At 60.5% G+C, this 16,895-nt stretch carries 17 protein-coding genes; 8 read left to right on the top strand and 9 right to left on the bottom strand.

Annotation, left to right across the window (positions count from 1 at the left end):
• Positions 1–142 precede the first annotated feature (142 nt).
• Genes ACW4TB_RS27165 through ACW4TB_RS27150 form a run of 4 tightly spaced genes read right to left on the bottom strand, consistent with a single transcriptional unit; the run spans position 143 to position 5,868 of the window.
• Positions 143–1,378: a TolC family protein gene (locus tag ACW4TB_RS27165; RefSeq protein ID WP_003089075.1), complete on the bottom strand. Its 1,236-nt coding sequence runs from the start codon at positions 1,376–1,378 to the stop codon at positions 143–145.
• A complete protein-coding gene (locus ACW4TB_RS27160; RefSeq protein ID WP_003288512.1) occupies positions 1,378–1,680 on the bottom strand; it encodes a DUF3240 family protein in 303 nt (100 codons plus the stop codon). The genes ACW4TB_RS27165 and ACW4TB_RS27160 overlap by 1 nt, the downstream gene beginning before the upstream one ends.
• Positions 1,673–4,756: an efflux RND transporter permease subunit gene (locus ACW4TB_RS27155; protein ID WP_003089077.1), complete on the bottom strand. Its 3,084-nt coding sequence runs from the start codon at positions 4,754–4,756 to the stop codon at positions 1,673–1,675. Before ACW4TB_RS27155 ends, ACW4TB_RS27160 begins: the two co-directional genes overlap by 8 nt.
• Positions 4,756–5,868: an efflux RND transporter periplasmic adaptor subunit gene (locus ACW4TB_RS27150; protein ID WP_023628708.1), complete on the bottom strand. Its 1,113-nt coding sequence runs from the start codon at positions 5,866–5,868 to the stop codon at positions 4,756–4,758. Before ACW4TB_RS27150 ends, ACW4TB_RS27155 begins: the two co-directional genes overlap by 1 nt.
• A 336-nt stretch (positions 5,869–6,204) precedes the next feature.
• Between ACW4TB_RS27150 and ACW4TB_RS27145 the strand changes: the two genes are divergently transcribed.
• The 4 genes from ACW4TB_RS27145 (at position 6,205) to ACW4TB_RS27130 (ending at position 9,825) form a co-directional block, all read left to right on the top strand.
• Positions 6,205–7,188: an IS5-like element IS2000 family transposase gene (locus tag ACW4TB_RS27145; RefSeq protein ID WP_013973047.1), complete on the top strand. Its 984-nt coding sequence runs from the start codon at positions 6,205–6,207 to the stop codon at positions 7,186–7,188.
• A gap of 240 nt (positions 7,189–7,428) precedes the next feature.
• On the top strand, positions 7,429–8,103 hold the full coding sequence (locus ACW4TB_RS27140; protein WP_003288515.1) for a heavy metal response regulator transcription factor: 675 nt from the start codon (positions 7,429–7,431) through the stop codon (positions 8,101–8,103).
• Complete coding sequence (locus tag ACW4TB_RS27135) at positions 8,100–9,494, top strand: heavy metal sensor histidine kinase (RefSeq protein ID WP_003089080.1); 1,395 nt, start codon at positions 8,100–8,102, stop codon at positions 9,492–9,494. The genes ACW4TB_RS27140 and ACW4TB_RS27135 overlap by 4 nt, the downstream gene beginning before the upstream one ends.
• Before the next feature lie 124 nt (positions 9,495–9,618).
• Complete coding sequence (locus ACW4TB_RS27130) at positions 9,619–9,825, top strand: hypothetical protein (RefSeq protein ID WP_003089081.1); 207 nt, start codon at positions 9,619–9,621, stop codon at positions 9,823–9,825.
• A gap of 98 nt (positions 9,826–9,923) precedes the next feature.
• Here ACW4TB_RS27130 and chrA read toward each other — a convergent pair whose 3' ends face one another.
• Together chrA and ACW4TB_RS27120 are read right to left on the bottom strand one after the other, a co-directional pair.
• Positions 9,924–11,291, bottom strand: coding sequence for a chromate efflux transporter (chrA, locus tag ACW4TB_RS27125; RefSeq protein ID WP_016713063.1), 1,368 nt, complete (start codon positions 11,289–11,291; stop codon positions 9,924–9,926).
• Entirely contained in the window at positions 11,284–12,225 is a 942-nt protein-coding gene (locus ACW4TB_RS27120) for a chromate resistance protein ChrB domain-containing protein (RefSeq protein WP_023095846.1), read from the bottom strand. The genes chrA and ACW4TB_RS27120 overlap by 8 nt, the downstream gene beginning before the upstream one ends.
• Positions 12,226–12,383: 158 nt before the next feature.
• Between ACW4TB_RS27120 and ACW4TB_RS27115 the strand changes: the two genes are divergently transcribed.
• Complete coding sequence (locus ACW4TB_RS27115; protein WP_003089087.1) at positions 12,384–13,688, top strand: MFS transporter; 1,305 nt, start codon at positions 12,384–12,386, stop codon at positions 13,686–13,688.
• A gap of 80 nt (positions 13,689–13,768) precedes the next feature.
• On the opposite strand, the gene ACW4TB_RS27110 is transcribed toward ACW4TB_RS27115, so the two are convergent.
• From ACW4TB_RS27110 to ACW4TB_RS27100, 3 genes are all read right to left on the bottom strand, one after another.
• Entirely contained in the window at positions 13,769–13,891 is a 123-nt protein-coding gene (locus ACW4TB_RS27110; RefSeq protein ID WP_016713062.1) for a hypothetical protein, read from the bottom strand.
• Between the two features lie 61 nt (positions 13,892–13,952).
• The gene (locus tag ACW4TB_RS27105; RefSeq protein WP_003089089.1) at positions 13,953–14,633 is read right to left on the bottom strand and encodes a hypothetical protein; all 681 of its coding nucleotides are present in this window, start codon (positions 14,631–14,633) and stop codon (positions 13,953–13,955) included.
• A gap of 12 nt (positions 14,634–14,645) precedes the next feature.
• Positions 14,646–15,383 carry a HupE/UreJ family protein gene (locus ACW4TB_RS27100; RefSeq protein WP_003089091.1) on the bottom strand — a complete coding sequence of 246 codons (738 nt, stop codon included), beginning with the start codon at positions 15,381–15,383 and terminating at the stop codon, positions 14,646–14,648.
• A gap of 511 nt (positions 15,384–15,894) precedes the next feature.
• On the opposite strand from ACW4TB_RS27100, the gene ACW4TB_RS27095 reads away from it, so the two are divergent.
• From ACW4TB_RS27095 to ACW4TB_RS27085, 3 genes are all read left to right on the top strand, one after another.
• Complete coding sequence (locus ACW4TB_RS27095; RefSeq protein ID WP_003089094.1) at positions 15,895–16,200, top strand: metal-sensing transcriptional repressor; 306 nt, start codon at positions 15,895–15,897, stop codon at positions 16,198–16,200.
• Positions 16,201–16,220: 20 nt separating this feature from the next.
• Positions 16,221–16,661 carry a YqaA family protein gene (locus ACW4TB_RS27090; protein ID WP_003089095.1) on the top strand — a complete coding sequence of 147 codons (441 nt, stop codon included), beginning with the start codon at positions 16,221–16,223 and terminating at the stop codon, positions 16,659–16,661.
• Positions 16,658–16,895: TraX family protein (locus ACW4TB_RS27085; RefSeq protein WP_151121793.1), on the top strand; the 238-nt coding region annotated here is incomplete at its 3' end. The genes ACW4TB_RS27090 and ACW4TB_RS27085, both read left to right, overlap by 4 nt.

Raw genomic sequence — 16,895 nt, 5'->3', positions numbered from 1 at the left:
CTTATTGAGATAGGACGGCCGTTTATTATTCAGCTGTGGTCACTGGCCGTTTCCTATCATTGCTGCCGAAAACTAACCGGAGCATGAGTAACTCATTACGATTCTGAAAGGTTGCCCGGCCTATGCCGGGCAACGCAACAACTCAGCTTTCGTCCAACCCCCATATCCAGTGGGCATCGATCAACAGCGACAGATGGGTGCGCAGCGTATCCGCGTGGGCCTGCAGGGCGCTGGTAGACGATGCGACGGCTTGCCGGCGAGCCAGCAACAACGACTGCAGATCCACCTCGCCCAGTTCGTAGGCACGCTGCATCTGTGCTTCGTTCTGGGTCATGGCAGCGGCGCCATCCTTCGCGATCAGGTAGCTCTCGTAAGCACCTGAAGCCAGTTCGACGTCACGGGCAATCCCGGCTTCCAGCTCGCGTTTGGCCAGGTCGACATCCTCGCGAGCCGCATTCTCCTGGGCCAGCGCCTGGCTGTAGCGAGCACTGCGCGACCCGCTGGGGATCGGCATGCTGAAGCTGACACCGTAGATGCGCTCACGGTTGCCCTGCTCGGAGGCGGTGAATACCCCCAACGTAGGATCCGGCACCCTGTCAGCCTTCGCCCGGGCCGATTGCCCCTGATTTCTCAGCAGAGAGGCTTCGACCCGACGCAGCACATCGCTTTCGGCCAGGATCCGCTCGCGCCAGGTGTCGTACTGACCGAGTTCGGCCGAAGGAATGGGCAGATCAACCACTTTGCGCTCGATGCCAGGGAAGCGCCGCGACAGTGTTGCCCAGCTCGCAGCGGCTTTTATCTTGGCTTCGTTGCCTTGTCGCAGTTGCTCGGCCACTTCCGCCTTGACCAGGCTTACATCCAGCTTAGAGGCGTCACCCGCACGGTTGCGTTTTTCCGCCGCCGCCAGGCTTTCCTTGGCTGAGGCCAGGCCTTTATTGGCGATGGTGAGCGCGTGCTCCGACACCAGCCAATCCAGCCACAGGGTCATCAGTTCCCGCGCGGCTTCATGACGGACTTCGCCATAGGTGGCATCTGCCAATCGCAGCGTTGCCGAACTGATGTCCTGGTCGGCACTGGCCTTGCCAGGCAGGCGCACCGTGCGCTCGATACCCACGTTCCATTCGTTGTAGTTGGGGCCAGCGTCGGTACGCCGTTGCTGGCCGATTGCCGTGGCCGTCCATTCATAAGGCGAACGCCGGATGATGCCAGCCTCCAGCATGGCGGCATCCATGCTGGAGCGTGCCGAGGCCACGCGGGGATCGGCGTTGAGCAGCGACACCACCAGCGGCTTGGGCAGAATGTTTGCCGGAGCGGCAGGTTGCGCCACGGCCGTGCCACACACACTGATCAGCAGAGCCAGGGGAACAAGGCGCTTCATCACACGAACTCCCCAAAGTTACTGACCTGGACCGTCCAATAGCGCAGCCCGGTATTTGGAAACTCCTCCTTGAGGGATTGCAGCACCTCCGTGAGTTGCTGCCGTTCCACCACGAGTTGGATCTGCACAGCCTTGGCCCGCCCCATGACACGCTCCATCGGATTGAGTGCCGCGGTGGACAGCCCGTGCGCCGCAACCGGTGTGCTGGTGAAGATCTGGTTCCCCGTCACGACCAGGAGGTGGTCGATGAGCTTCTCCTCCAAGCTTGGGGTGCAGAGCAGCGTCAACCAGGTATCAGGCATCTTTGGCCTCCTTTTTCGCGTGGGCGAATCGCAGATAGAGAATCGGGAGCAACATGAGGGTGAGCGCGGTGACGGTGATCAAACCGCCGATCACCACGATGGCCAACGGCCGCTGGATCTCGGAGCCGGGCCCGGTAGCGAACAACAGTGGGACCAGACCGAAGGCGGTGATCGAGGCGGTCATCAGTACCGGGCGTAACCGGCGACGGGCACCCTGGAGCACCACTTCCCGCAGTGGCAGGCCTTCGCCATGCAACTGGTTGAAGTAACTGACCAGCACGATGCCGTTGAGCACCGCGATACCCAACAAAGCGATGAACCCCACCGACGCTGGCACCGAGAGGTACTCGCCAGTGACCCACAGCGCGACGATGCCGCCCACCAGGGCGAAGGGGATGTTGCTGAGGATAAGCAACGCCTGGCGCACGGAGCCGAAGGTCGAGAACAGCAGGACGAAGATCAGACCAAGCGCCACGGGAACGACGATGGACAGCCGGGCAGCCGCACGCTGCTGGTTCTCGAACTGGCCGCCCCAGCTGATGCGATAGCCGTTGGGCAGTTCCACCTGCTGAGCCACCAGCGCCTTGGCCTCCTCGACGAAGCCGACCAGGTCACGACCGCTGACGTTGGCGATCACCACGCTGTAGCGGCTGCCCATTTCCCGGTCGATCTTCACCGGGCCATCGGCACGCTCCAGTCTCGCCACGCTGCTCAGCGGAATGGTCTGGCCATCCGGCGTGGTGATCCGCACCGCGTTGAAGTCCGCCGGCGACGTGCGCACCGACTCGTCCGAGCGAATGAGGATCGGCGTGCGCTGGTTGCCTTCGATCACCAGGCCGGCCTGCTGGCCTTCGATCTGCACGCGCAGTGCATCCTGGATGGCCTCGACGCTCAGGCCGAAACGGCCAGCCTGCAGCCGGTCGATCTCCACGCGCAGATACTGCACACCGTCGTTCTGCACGGTGTAGACGTCCTGGTTGCCCTGCACAGTCTTGAGCAGCGACTCGATCTTGCCGCCCAGTTGGCTCAGGGTGCCCAGGTCAGGGCCATAGATCTTCACGGCGAGGTCGCCGCGCACACCGATGATCATCTCGGAGACGCGCATCTCGATGGGCTGGGTAAAGCTGTAGCCGATACCCGGCATTGGATCGAGCACCTTGCGGACCTCGTCCATCAGCTCTTCCTTGGTGTCCATCCGCCATTCGCTCATGGGCTTGAGCAGCAGGTAGGTATCGGTCTGGTTCAGGCCCATGGGATCAAGACCGATCTCGTCGGAACCGGCCCGCGCCACGATGCCCCGGATCTCCGGGACCGCTGCCATCAGCGCGGTCTGGATCTTCTTGTCCAGCTCGGCCGTCTGTTCGAGGCTGACCGATGGCAGTTTCTCGATACCCACGATCAGGTCGCCTTCATCCATGGTCGGCATGAAGGTCTTGCCCACCTGGGTGTAGACCAGGCCAGCGACGACCAACATGGCGCCAGCGATGATCGCGATCAGTTTCTGCCGGCCAAGCCCCCACTCCAGCACCGGGCCATAGATGCCCAGCAGCTTGCGGGCAAGCCAGGGGTCTTCGTGCTTGACCTCGCGCAGCAGGTAGGAGGACAGCACGGGGATCACGGTCAGCGACAGCAGCAACGATCCCGCCAGAGCGAAGACGATGGTCAGCGCCACCGGGACGAAGAACTTGCCTTCGAGGTCCTGCAGGGTGAGCAGCGGCAGGAACACCGTGATGATGATCAGGATGCCGGACGTCACCGGTACCGCGACCTCGCGCACCGCCCGGTAGATGATGTGCAGACGCGGCAGCTTGCCACCGGAAGGATCGGTGGCCAGACGCTGGACGATGTTCTCGACCACCACCACCGCGGCATCCACCAACATGCCGATGGCAATGGCCAGCCCTCCCAGACTCATCAGGTTGGCGGACATGCCGACGAAGCGCATCAGGATGAAGGTGATCAACGCCGCCAGCGGAAGTACCAGGGCAACCGTCAGCGCTGCGCGAACGTTGCCGAGGAACAGGGCCAGCAACACGATGACCAACACGGTGGCCTCGATCAGCGCCTTGGACACAGCCCCTACCGCTTTATCGACCAGCGACGAGCGATCGTAGAAGCTGGTGATGGTGATGCCTTTCGGTAGTGTGGCCTCCAGTTCCTTGAGCTTCAGTTGCACACCGGCGACCACTTGGCGGGCGTTGGCGCCAGCCAGGCCGAGCACCAGGCCTTGCACAGCCTCGCCCTTGCCATCCTGGGTCACCACGCCGTAGCGGGTCAGGGTGCCAAGGCGAACCTCGGCCAGGTCGCCAACCCGCACCGGGCTGGAGCTGTTGGAATTGACCACAACGGCCCGCAGGTCATCCAGGGTGCGGATGCTGCCCTCGCTGCGTACCAGCAGGACTTCGTCACCTTCACCCAGTCGGCCGGCACCGTCGTTACGGTTGTTGGTGTTGACCGCGTTGGTCAGCTGCTCAAGGCTCACGCCGCTGGCAGCCATGCGGATGGGATCTGGCAGTACCTCGAAGGTCCTGACCTGGCCACCGAGGGAGTTCACATCCGCCACGCCAGGTACGGTACGCAGCGCCGGCCGGATCACCCAGTCGAGCAGGCTGCGACGTTCGACCAGAGACAAGGTTGTACCGTCCACCGTGAACATAAACATCTCGCCCAGCGGTGTGGTGATCGGCGCCATGCCGCCACTGATGCCGTCCGGCAGGCTGTCGCTCAGGTTGCCGAGACGCTCGGAAACCTGTTGCCGCGCCCAGTAGATGTCAGTGCCATCCTGAAAATCGATGGTGACATCGACCAGGCCGTACTTGGTGACCGAGCGCAGGATCTTGGTCTTGGGAATACCGAGCATTTCCACTTCGATCGGCACGGCAATCCGGCTTTCAACTTCTTCCGGGGTCATCCCCGGTGCCTTCATGATCACCTTGACCTGGGTGCTGGCCACATCAGGGAAGGCATCGATGGGCAGCCCACGGTAGGCATACCAGCCCGCGCCGGTCAGCAACAGCGTCGCCAGCACCATGAACAGGCGCTGGGACAAAGAGAATTGGATAAGACGGCTCAGCATCACTCACCGTCCTCTTCAAGCCAGGCGCCTTTCAGCGCAATCACGCCGGCGACGGCAACCTGGTCCTGTTCGCTGATGTTGCCCTGGACACGGACCAGTTGCCCCGCGCTGGCTTCGACCTTGACCGGGCGGGCTTCAAAACCGTCGGGCGTGCGGACGAACACCACGGAGTCGGTCTTGTTGCGAGCGACGGCAGACAGAGGGATGTCCCAGGATTTGCCAGCGGCCTGAACCGGGATCTCCACGGTGACGAGCTCGCCGGGACGCAGGGCGCCGTTGGCATTTTCGATTTCGGCGCGCAGCACCACGAACTGGCTGGTAGCCGAGAGGGTCGGGCTCAGGTTGATGACACGCCCATTAATGCCCTTGTCGACCACCGTTACGCCCGCGCCCGGCTGAATGCCAATACTGGCCGCGGCCGGAATCTGCACGTCCAGCCACAGCGCATCGACCTGGGTGATGTTCAGCAGCGACGTGGCACCGTCGACCCGCTGGCCGGGCCGGACCGAGATGTTGCTGACAATGCCGTCCTGAACGGCGCTGAGGGTGATCCTGTCGGAAGGAATCCCGGAGCGGATGACCTGCTCGATCATGGCCGGGGTCATTCCCGCCAGGGCCAGTTCGGCCTTGGTCTGCACCAGAGTCGCTTCCGCTTCCTTCAGCGTTGCCTGGGCTTCCTGCGCCCGACGCTGCGGAATGATGCCCTCATCGAACAGCTTCTGTTCCCGGGTGTAGGCCTGCCGGGCCAGCGTGGCGCGGGCAGATGCCTGCAACAGCTGGAGCTGGAGCTGGCTCATCGCCGGACTGGACAGGCGCACGACCGGCTCGCCTTTGCGAACGGCCTGGTACTCGCCCACCAGCAGTTGCACCACCACACCTTCAAGTGGGGAACTGACGATCTGCTCCGCTTTCGGAGGCACGACAACCTGGCCGGGATATCGCGTGCTGACCGTCTGTTTCATGCTTTGCACAGCAGACGTCTTGATACCCAGCGCTTGAATCTGTTCATTGGCGACAGAGAACTTCTCAGCACTCATGGCAGGCCCTGAAATAATAAAAGCGATGGCGAAAGAGAGCCCCTTTACACTGCGCAGATAATGTTCGTTATTCATCGAAAGTTCCCCGTGAAGCGCCATGACATGGGCATGCTTTAGACCTGTCTTTGAGGATTTTTAAATCGCAAGGCGAGCGCGGTCGCAGGACACACATGAGTAACCCACTCGTCTGCTGCACCCTTTGCATGGAAGGAGATTGTCGTAGACTCCTCTACAGGTTCGATTCTAGAGGGGGGTGACTATCAGGAACGTTACCGCTGAATTACAAATTTGAAGGATTCCACCTCCCTCCTGATTTTCGTTTTAAGGATTCTCCGATCAAGTCAGCACAGGCCATCTGACCTGTGCTGAAATAGCCCTCCGTCCAACTGCCTTCTACAAGTCCGCCATCCCATGAGTCAGATGAGCTTTTCCGATTTCGAGTACGCCGGCAAGCGCAAGCAAACCCGTCGCGAGCGTTTCCTGGCCGAGATGGAACAGGTGGTACCGTGGAGTGGACTGGTGGCGTTGATCGAGCCTCACTACCCAAAGGCTGGCGGTGGCCGCAAGCCTTATCCTCTGGAAACCATGCTGCGCATTCACCTGCTGCAGAATTGGTTCTCTTTGAGCGATCCCGCCATGGAAGAGGCGCTGTACGAGATCACTTCGATGCGCCAGTTCGCTCGTCTGACGCTCAGCGCTCCGATCCCCGAAGACACGACGATCATGAACTTCCGGCACCTGCTGGAGAAGCATCAGTTGGCAGCCGGCATTCTGGAAACCATCAACAATTACCTGCAAGACAAGGGCCTGTCGTTGCGCCAGGGCACCATTGTCGACGCGACCATCATCCACGCGCCCAGTTCGACCAAGAACAAGGAAGGCAAGCGCGATCCTGAAATGCATCAAACGAAGAAGGGCAACCAGTACTATTTCGGCATGAAGGCCCACATCGGCGCGGATGCTGAATCGGGTCTGGTGCATCACGTTCATGGCACCGCCGCGAACGTAGCTGACGTGACGGAGGTCGCTCAGCTATTGCATGGCGAAGAGAATGTCGTGTGTGCGGATGCGGGTTACACAGGCGTGGAAAAGCGGCCAGAACACGAGGGACGGCAGGTGATATGGCAGGTCGCTGCCCGCCGCAGCACCTACAAACACTTGAGCAAACGCAGCGTGCTCTACCAAGCCAAGCGCAAGATCGAAAAGGCCAAGGCGCAAGTGCGTGCGAAGGTGGAGCACCCGTTCCGGGTGATCAAACGCCAGTTCGGCTATGTAAAGACTCGTTTTCGCGGCTTGGCCAAGAACACGGCGCAACTGACCACGCTGTTTGCCCTGTCGAATCTGTGGATGGTGCGCCGGCAATTATTGCCTGCTGCGGGAGAGGTGCGCCCGTGAGTCCGGATAACCAAGGCTTTGCCTTGGTTATCCAATAATCAGCGACTGAAAAGCGGGCTTTTCGGCATCCCTAAGCCGCCCATTTCCGACTGATGAGCAACTTGTTCGGAGTTTCCTTAAGATTGATTCATCGATGATCACCATGCTGGTTCGGTGCATGAGGCAATGACACTTCAAGAAATAAATGAATATTTTTTTATTTGACACCCGAATACTTTTTTAATTTGAGATAAACAAATAATGCGTGTTCTAGTAGTGGAAGACGAAGCCAAAACTGCCGAATACCTTCAGCAAGGGCTTACCGAAAGTGGCTATATCGTTGACCGGGCAAGTAATGGTGTCGATGCGCTGCACCTGTTCCAGCACAACACCTACGGCCTGGTCATCCTGGATGTGAACCTGCCCAAGGTGGACGGCTGGGACGTGCTCGACACGATCCGCAAGACCAGTCGGGTTCGCATCATCATGCTGACCGGTCGTGGCCGCCTGCACGACAAGCTGAAGGGCCTGGACGGCGGCGCCGACGACTATCTAGTGAAGCCGTTCGAGTTTCCGGAACTGCTTGCCCGCATCCGCTCGCTGCAGCGGCGTGGCGACAAGGTGGTGGACCACCCGACCTTGCGGGTCGCAGACCTTGAGCTGGATCCGGGTCGCCACCGCGCGTTCCGGGGTGACCTGCGCGTCGAGCTGACTACCAAGGAATTCGCCCTGTTGCGCCTGCTCATGAGCCACCCAGGGGAAGCCCTGACCCGCTCGCAGATCATTTCCCTGGTCTGGGACATGAACTTCGACTGCGATACCAACGTGATCGACGTGGCGATCCGGCGCCTGCGCGCCAAGATCGACGATCCGTTCGAGAACAAACTTATCCACACCCTGCGCGGTGTGGGCTATGTGATCGAGGAGCGTTCATGAAGCGCTTCAGCCTGGCCGCCAGGTTGGGACTCAAAGTCGGCTTGATGAGCGTGATACTGCTGGTGCTGCTCTCTATCGTGGGCTACCTGATGCTCGGCCAGGCGCTGGAGCGCACGGCGCAAAGCAGCCTGATCACCAAGATGGGTGGCATGGCCCATAACCTATCGACCGTCGCGGATCTGTCCGAGGTCACCGCAGACTCCCACCAGTTGGTCGACCTTGCGATGGGCCACAACAACCTGTTCGTCAGCATTTTCGATACGGCAAACAGCCGAATCCCCCTGCTGACCATCGGCTCGAAAAAGATAACCACCGAACTCACCAGCTTTCCTGCCAACGATCAAGTGGAGTTCTACGAGTGGAACAACGAACTGGGCATGCCCATGCTCAGCGTTTCCCAGCTCATGCGTCTGGCTGACGGTACCCAGGTCGGTGTGTACATGACCGTGGATGAATCCTCCGATGCCGAATTGCTCCGGGCGATGCTGAGCTGGGCCCTGATGGCGTCACCCTTCATCCTGGCGCTGATCATGGTCGTGGCCTGGTGGACGGTACGCCGGGGCTTGCTGCCGCTTACGCGCTTTCTGAAAGTCGCGTCGAAGATCTCCACCGACAACATGCAGCATCGGCTGCCTACCGACCGCTTGCCGATCGAACTGCTGGAGCTCGCGGACGGCATCAACTTTATGCTGCACCGCCTGGACGGTGGCGTGCAGCAGCTATCGCAGTTCTCGGACGACCTGTCCCACGAGTTGCGTGCTCCGCTCACTAACCTGATGGGCAAAGCACAGGTGGCCCTGTCACGACCACGCAGCTCGGAGGAGTACCGTGAGGTGCTGGAATCCTGCGCCGAGGAGCTGGATCGCATGAAAAGCATGGTGGCCGACATGCTTTTCCTGGCACATGTCAGCCAGCCTGCAGCCTTGGTGCAATTCGAGACGGTGGCACTGGTCGACGAGGTGCAGAGGGTCAGTGACTTGTTCAGCCTGAGTGCCGAAGAGAGCGGCGTTCGGCTCGATGTGTCAGGCAGTGTCGATGTGATCCAAGGCAATCGCCTGATGATTCAACGGGCAGTGTCCAATTTGCTCTCCAACGCCATTCGCTACTGCCCACAAGGGCAGGCTGTAGTGGTGAAGGTTCACCGTGAGCAGGAGCACATCAGGCTCAGCGTAGGCAATCCAGGCCAAGGTATTCCGGAAGAGCACCTGCCTCATCTGTTCGAACGCTTCTATCGGGTCGACAAAGGGCGTGCGCGCAGCGAGGGAGGCACAGGCCTCGGGCTTGCCATCGTGCGATCGATCATGAGCCTGCACCAAGGCGTGGCGAAGGTAGAAATAACGGGCTCGGGCTTTACCTGGTTCCACCTGAGTTTTCCGGTGAACCGTCTCTGAGCCCAAGGCGTCTTTCAACATTGTAATTCGCGCCTCACGTTGTCGTCAGAGACGCTTCTTTAAGCTTCAGGGGTATCGAAAATCTCACGATCCATTGAGATCCAAACCCCTGGAGTTTCTGAAAATGCGACTGACCCAAGCGCTTCTCATCGGTGTACTGGCTGTTGGTGTGACGACACCGGTATTTGCCGAAGATGGCTACGACCGCTCGATCGAATTCAACAAGAAATTCCGCGAGGACCAGAAACGCCTCTGGGGTGAAAAAGACACCGCAGACAAAGCCAAACCGGCAGAGACCAAAGAAAAGGAAAACGCTAAAAGCCCATCCTAGGCTCATGGATGTGCTGTTTCTCTACTTCCTCCTTCCCCCTCGATCTTGAGGCAGGCGCTTGACCGCCTGCCCCGGATCACCCTCAAGCGGCATCCTCCTCAACGCATCGACAGCTGGACAGCCAGCCCCGCCAGTGCACTCATCACCAGCACCTGGATCACACCGCGCTTGAAGTAGAACAGGGCAATAGCGGCGGCCGCGGCGATAAGTGCGGAGGCCCACTCGAATCCTCCCCCAAAGCCGTTGGGCCAGAGCACGTGGTAACCGAAGAACAACGCCAGATTCAGGATCACACCTACCACGGCGGCGGTGATCCCGGTCAGCGGCGCTGTGAACTTCAGTTCGTTGTGCGTCGACTCCACCAGCGGACCGCCGGCAAGGATGAACAGGAACGAGGGCAGGAAGGTGAACCAGGTGACCAGCACAGCCGCCACCGCGCCCGCCAGGAACGGATGGTCGGTGCCGAACATCGGGTGGATGTAGCTGCCAATGAAGCCGACGAAAGTCACCACCATGATCAACGGCCCCGGCGTTGTTTCCCCCAAGGCCAGGCCGTCGATCATCTGCGTGGGCGACAGCCAGCCGTAGTGACCGACCGCACCTTGGTAGACATAGGGCAACACCGCGTAGGCACCGCCGAAGGTGAGCAACGCAGCCTTGGTGAAGAACCACCCCATCTGGGTCAGAGTGCCTTGCCAGCCGAAGATGACGGTCAGCAACCCCATGGGGAGCATCCATAGCGCCGCACCGATCAGGATCAGCTTGAGCAGATAGCTCCAGCGGAAACGGGCATGCGCGGGTGGCGGTGTATCGTCATCGATCAGCGCAGGCCCGTAACTGGCCTTCCCGGAGCCATGCTTGCCAGCGGTCACGAACTTGTCCGGCAGCACTTTTCCGCCGATGTAGCCCAGCACGGCAGCGGCCAGAACGATCAGCGGGAACGGGACGTTCAGGGCAAAAATGGCGACGAAGGATGCTGCGGCGATCGCCCATAGCCAGCCATTCTTCAATGCCCGGGAACCGATGCGGTGCGACGCATGAACGACGATCGCGGTGACCGCCGGCTTGATGCCATAGAAGATCCCGGCAACCACCGGAACGTTGCCGAACTCGATATAGACCCACGACAGCCCGATCAGGATGAACAGCGACGGCAGCACGAACAGCCCGCCAGCAATCACCCCGCCCCAGGTCCGGTGCATCAACCAACCGATGTAGGTCGCGAGCTGCTGGGCCTCGGGCCCGGGCAGCAACATGCAGTAGTTCAGGGCATGCAGAAAGCGCTTCTCGCTGATCCAGCGGCGACGCTCCACCAACTCCTGGTGGAGGATGGAGATCTGTCCTGCCGGCCCGCCAAAGCTGATGAAGCCGATCTTCAGCCAGAACAGCAACGCTTCGAACAAGCCCACCGGGGTCGCTGGCTTGAGGGGGGCTTCGCCCGTGGCCAGCGTCGTCGTTTCAGCCATGACCGTTTTCCTCGTTGGCAAAGGCCGCCAGCAGCCCGTCGAAGATGCCGTTTGCCGCTGCCATCAGTTGGTTGTCATCGGTAATGCTCTCGCGCAGGCCCGCCAGGACACGCTCGATGCCGGACGCTTCCGCAGGCTGGCTGCCACCGACATCGAGGTAGTGAACCAGCGCGGCGATGCGTGAAAGGCCTGGAGCCTGCAGCACGAAGCTGTCGATCAGGGTTTCGAAGGTGACGCGGTGCCCGACATGGCTGAACGCGGCGCCATCGAAGTCAAAGCCCAGTGCATCGGCGGGGCAGTCGCTCGGGGATTCCAGCCAGAGGATTTCCGCGCCGCTGTCGATGAAGCGCTGGATGAGCCAGGCACAGGCCAGCCGGTCGACCCAGGGACGTCGACGGGTTGCCCAGCGACGCCCCTGGTAATGACTGTGGTCCAGCAGCGTGACGGGATGATCCTGAATGTGCGGTTCATCAGGTGAGAGGGCACGGCTGATTGCCGTCTCCAGCGCTTCCAGCGCGGTCTCCGTCTGCTGCTTCGCAACGCCGGGGAAGAAGTCGATCAGGGCCAACTGGGCGAAGCTCTTGCGCAGTTTTCTGACCTGGCGAGCGACCTGCAGGGCGTTCTCGGGAAGCAGTCCCTCCCTGCACGCGGCGACTTCGTCGCGCAGCTTGCTGTACTCCTCACTCCGGTCGAACAGGCCGGCGAAGCGAGTTTCTTCGTCCGGGAATGCCAGCAGAAACGCAGTGCCGCCGCTGACCGTCACATCGCGCTCCACGGACTCGAACGCCTCGCGGCCCGCGTCCTGCTCAGGCAACAGGTACACACCGTCGCGCAGCACGGCAGCGCCGCAAGCCTTCAACGCCCGCCAGGCACGCATACGTTCGGTCGCGTTGGCCGTGGGGAGTGCCAACACAAGAAGAAGCCAATTTTTCATGTAGAGAATCAAACATAAAATGTATGAATCTCTACTTTAGCTCTGTTCTCAGGAAAATGCACTGCCGGGATGAGGGTTCGATTCACTCACGTTGACCGTATCCCCCCAGGGGGGATACGCTAGAAACATGAATCACCCGCACTACCCGGAGGTAGCGCATGCTATCCGTTCTAAAAAATCGTACTTATCGACACCTCTTTCTGGCCCAGGTGATCGCCCTGGTGGGCACTGGTCTGGCGACGGTTGCCCTCGGGCTTCTGGCATTCGACCTGGCCGGCGCCCAGGCGGGAGCTGTATTGGGTACCGCGCTCGCCATCAAGATGGCGGCTTACATCGGCGTTGCACCGGTTGCCGCCGCGTTCGCCGAGCATCTGCCGCGCAAGGCGATGCTGGTCACCCTCGATCTGGTCAGGGCAGCGGTCGCGCTGATGCTGCCCTTCGTCACCGAGATCTGGCAGGTGTACGTGCTGATTTTCGTGCTGCAGTCGGCCTCTGCGGCGTTTACGCCAACCTTCCAGGCCACCATCCCTGACATCCTGCCGGATGAGCGCGAGTACACCCGGGCGCTTTCCCTTTCGCGCCTGGCCTATGACCTGGAAAGCGTGATCAGTCCGATGCTGGCCGCGCTGTTGCTTACGGTGGTCAGCTTCCACAGCCTGTTCGCGGGCACGGTGGTGGGCTTCCTGGTGTCCGCCGCGATGGTCGGTACCGTGGTGCTGCCCCTGGCGGCACGAGGACCCAAACGCAGCATCTATGAACGCACCACCAAGGGCATGCGGATTTTCCTGCGCACCCCGCGGCTGCGTGGCCTTCTTGCACTGAACCTGACGATCGCAGCCGCCAGCGCCATGGTCATCGTCAACACCGTGGTACTGGTGCAATCCAAGTTCGCGCTGCCCCAGAGCTCTACCGCCATGGCCTTGATGGCCTTCGGCGGTGGCTCGATGGTGGTCGCCCTGATGCTGCCCAAGCTGCTGGAACGACTGGACGATCGCAAGGCGATGCTGGCCGGCGGTGCCGTGCTGGTAGCCGGTTTGATCCTGGGTACCTTCGTCTCCAGTTACCCGGCGCTGATCCTGTTGTGGCTGGTGTTGGGTGCCGGCTACTCCCTGGCACAGACACCGTCCGGACGCATTCTGCGGCGCTCGTCCTCAGCCCAGGATCGACCTGCGCTGTTCGCCGCCCAGTTCGCCCTTTCACACGCCTGCTGGCTGATCACCTACCCGCTCGCGGGATGGTTGGGGGCAAGCGTCAGCCTGACGGCTTCGTTCATCGGACTGAGTCTGGTTGCCGCCGTAGCCTGGCTGGTGAGCAAGCGGATCTGGCGCCCGGAGTATGAGGAAGACGTGGTAGCGCACAATCACGATGACCTGCCGGAAGACCACCCGCACGTGGCCAACGGCAATGCGCATGCGCACTCGTTCGTCATCGATGACGATCACCGGAAATGGCCAAAGCCATAAAGCCCGCGTTGCACGGGTTCTATCGATGATCTTCGCGTAATCCAGAAAGAAACAGGGCCGCTTTAGCGGCCCTGTTTGCATCACTCGTGCGAGTGGCCGTGACCCGCATCGCCAGACTTCGATTCGGTATCAGTACCACCGCAGGCAGCCAACAGGCCGAGGAAGCTCAGCACAACGAGCGATTTGAGGATTTTGGTAGTCATCTTCAGCTATTCCAATTGAGATCAAAAAGTCGGGGCGAACAACAGGTTCGCCCCGGCGGGATTACTTCTTCACGTTCAGGTAGTCGCCAGTCGTGTTCAGCACGATGGTGACATCGGCGTTGGTGCGGTTACGCCAGAACCAGCCATGGGTGCCATCGAACAGCGCGGTCAGGTCGCCCTTGTCGCCTTTCACCTGACGCCCTTTGCTGTAGCTGTGGAAATCGCCTTGGGCGGCGTTGTAGATCTCACCGTGGGTGTCGTGGTTGACCGGGCCGGATGCGGTCCATTCATAGCTCACAGTGCTGCCCTTGAGCATTTCCAGCTTGATCTCCCGACCTTCGCCTGGCGTCAGGGTTACGGTGACCTGATCGGACTTGGCGTTGGCAGCAGGTTTGCTGGATACGGGAGCCGCGGGCTGAGGGGCTGCTGCCACTTGCTGTACGGGTGGCGCTACCGGTGCAGGTGCCGGTGCAGCAGCAACGACAGGAGCTGGGGCTGGAGCAGCTGCCGCTTTCGACGCAGCCTCGTCAGCCAAAGCCTCGGCAGCGAGGGTGATCTTGATCTCGCCCATTTGCGTCAGGCCCATGGCGCGGCCCAGGCCGGTCGGGTCGACCGCGTATTCCGAAGGCATCACCACGGTGACCAGCAGGCCCATGGCGACAGCCAGGGCAATGACGGTGGAACGAACGAGTTGGCGGCTGCTCGGCAATTCGCTTGCCGATGGGAGTGGAGAATTGAACATGATCAGGAGTCCTTAAGCGGTCAGAAACAGGCCGGAGATCTGGTAACCCATCAACAGGAAACCAGCACTCATCATTGCGACGTTGGCGGTATAGGCATGACGCCAGAAGCTTGGGGTCTGCCTCCAGAAGCCCATCAGGATCAGAATGGCGCTCAACGCCATCAGCTGACCGATCTCCACCCCTACGTTGAAGGCGATCAGGTTGGGGATCAGCCCATCGGGAGAGATCTCGTATTCCTGGATCTTGGTTGCCAGGCCGAAGCCGTGCAGCAGGCCGAAAATCAGCGTGGCGGCCTTGGTGTTCGGCTGATAGCCGAACCAGCGCTGGAAGGCGCCCAGGTTATCCAGGGCCTTGTACACCACCGAGAAACCGATGATTGCGTCGATGACGTACGAGCTGATGCTGACTTCCGTCAGCACGCCGATCAGCAGCGTCACCGAATGGCCGACCGCAAACAGCGTGACGTACAGGCCGACATCCTTCAGCCGGTAGAGGAAGAAGATGACGCCGAACAGGAACAGCAGATGGTCGTATCCCGTGACCATGTGCTTGGCGCCCATGTAGATGAAGGGGATCAGCATGACCCCGGTGCTTTCCTGGATGAAGCCCTTGTCACCCTCGGCCACGGCATGGGCCAGAGCTTCTGGCATGCCGATGAACAGCGAGGCGACGAGCAGGAACAGCAGATACAACAGGTGGCGTGAACGCATGGCGAACAGGCCCCCACCCTTTAGGGAGTGCGAATGCATGGATCAATCCTTTCTTGCAGTGATTGTTGGCCGCAGAGCGGCCTTGGTCAGGAAGCAAGCACAGGACGGGGTGGGCGTTCGATACGGAAGATGGGGGGCCAAGGCACGGAATCGCCCAGCATGGCCAGGTGTACCGAGGCTTCGAAATGACTGGAGAAGTGGATTGCAGCTGGTATCTGAGGCGTTTCGTGCTGGTGATCGGGCGTCAGGGGGGAGTGGTAGTGATCAGAGCACTGCGCACAACTCAGGGACGAGTCGTGGGAGTGATCATGAGTCAGGCTCTGGGCGCTCTTTGCCGTGATTTGCGAGAGGACGGAAAGTGAATAGGCATGACCGGTCCAGGCCAGCAGAAAGGCCATTGCCAAAGCCACGATCATGGTCGCTGAAAGAAAACGACGAGACATCCCAATGCTTATCCGGTTGAAACACGGTGTGAAATAGCGCGTTTGACCCAACCCCCCCAGGGGGATAGCATGCAGAGCGTAAAGTATCGCCGTCTGAGACTCAAGTCATGTCAGAACACGTTCACGACCAACCGCATGGTCACGCTCATACCCACCAGACTCACGACGCCATCATCAAACGCCTCAAGCGAGCGGACGGCCACCTGCGCAGCATCATCACCATGATCGATGAAGGACGTGAATGCGTGGACATCGCCCAGCAGCTCCATGCTGTTGAAAAGGCCGTGTGCCAGGCGAAGCGGACACTGATCCAGGACCACATCGACCATTGCCTGGAAGACTCGGTGACAGCCCTGAGCAAGGGCGACCGTTCGGCACTGGACGAATTCAAGCAAATCACCAAATACCTGTAGGCACGGTGCTCGGTTGTTGAATGTTTGAGTACGGCGGTTACCTCGGCCTGTTTCTGGCTGCATTCGGCGCGGCAACCCTGCTGCCCATGCAATCGGAGGCAGTGCTGGGCGGACTGCTGATATCCGAGCGTTTTTCCACAGCCATCCTGCTGGTGGTGGCCACCACAGGCAACGTACTCGGATCGGTTGTGAACTGGCTGCTGGGACGAGGTATCGAGGCTTATCGCGAAAAGCGCTGGTTTCCGGTAAAGCAAGCGGCCTTCGAAAAAGCCAAAGCCTCCTATGAACGTTACGGGTACTGGTCGCTGCTGCTCAGTTGGGTACCCATCATTGGAGACCCGCTAACCGTGATCGCCGGCGTGATGAAAGAGCCGCTCTGGCGGTTCGTCCTGATCGTCACGCTCGCCAAGGGCGGACGGTATCTGGTCCTTGCGATTCTCATCCTGGAGAACCTGAGTTGAGCGCGTACGAATCACCACCTTCGCGGGTTGAACGACACAACGGACAGGACCTCATCAAGTGGATCGCCCTGCTCACGATGGTGCTCGACCACATGCGTCTGGCATGGCCATCACTGGATAACCTGTTCATTCTGGGACGCCTCTCGTTCCCGCTGTTTTGCCTGGCGATCGCCGTGAATGTCTGTCGAACGGAAGTTGGCGCGTTGTTCACTCGCAGCAATGGCCGCTACCTAA

It is taken from the genome of Lelliottia jeotgali (assembly GCF_977070485.1).
Note: the sequence above shows the minus strand (reverse complement) of the source record. Positions and strands in the feature narration are given on the sequence as shown.

Coding starts and splice junctions, on each gene's coding strand:
- ACW4TB_RS27165 (WP_003089075.1), bottom strand. CDS start 1,378: ATGAAGCGCCTTGTTCCCCTGGCTCTGCTGATCAGTGTGTGTGGCACG.
- ACW4TB_RS27160 (WP_003288512.1), bottom strand. CDS start 1,680: ATGCCTGATACCTGGTTGACGCTGCTCTGCACCCCAAGCTTGGAGGAG.
- ACW4TB_RS27155 (WP_003089077.1), bottom strand. CDS start 4,756: ATGCTGAGCCGTCTTATCCAATTCTCTTTGTCCCAGCGCCTGTTCATG.
- ACW4TB_RS27150 (WP_023628708.1), bottom strand. CDS start 5,868: ATGAATAACGAACATTATCTGCGCAGTGTAAAGGGGCTCTCTTTCGCC.
- ACW4TB_RS27145 (WP_013973047.1), top strand. CDS start 6,205: ATGAGTCAGATGAGCTTTTCCGATTTCGAGTACGCCGGCAAGCGCAAG.
- ACW4TB_RS27140 (WP_003288515.1), top strand. CDS start 7,429: ATGCGTGTTCTAGTAGTGGAAGACGAAGCCAAAACTGCCGAATACCTT.
- ACW4TB_RS27135 (WP_003089080.1), top strand. CDS start 8,100: ATGAAGCGCTTCAGCCTGGCCGCCAGGTTGGGACTCAAAGTCGGCTTG.
- ACW4TB_RS27130 (WP_003089081.1), top strand. CDS start 9,619: ATGCGACTGACCCAAGCGCTTCTCATCGGTGTACTGGCTGTTGGTGTG.
- chrA (WP_016713063.1), bottom strand. CDS start 11,291: ATGGCTGAAACGACGACGCTGGCCACGGGCGAAGCCCCCCTCAAGCCA.
- ACW4TB_RS27120 (WP_023095846.1), bottom strand. CDS start 12,225: ATGAAAAATTGGCTTCTTCTTGTGTTGGCACTCCCCACGGCCAACGCG.
- ACW4TB_RS27115 (WP_003089087.1), top strand. CDS start 12,384: ATGCTATCCGTTCTAAAAAATCGTACTTATCGACACCTCTTTCTGGCC.
- ACW4TB_RS27110 (WP_016713062.1), bottom strand. CDS start 13,891: ATGACTACCAAAATCCTCAAATCGCTCGTTGTGCTGAGCTTCCTCGGC.
- ACW4TB_RS27105 (WP_003089089.1), bottom strand. CDS start 14,633: ATGTTCAATTCTCCACTCCCATCGGCAAGCGAATTGCCGAGCAGCCGC.
- ACW4TB_RS27100 (WP_003089091.1), bottom strand. CDS start 15,383: ATGCATTCGCACTCCCTAAAGGGTGGGGGCCTGTTCGCCATGCGTTCA.
- ACW4TB_RS27095 (WP_003089094.1), top strand. CDS start 15,895: ATGTCAGAACACGTTCACGACCAACCGCATGGTCACGCTCATACCCAC.
- ACW4TB_RS27090 (WP_003089095.1), top strand. CDS start 16,221: ATGTTTGAGTACGGCGGTTACCTCGGCCTGTTTCTGGCTGCATTCGGC.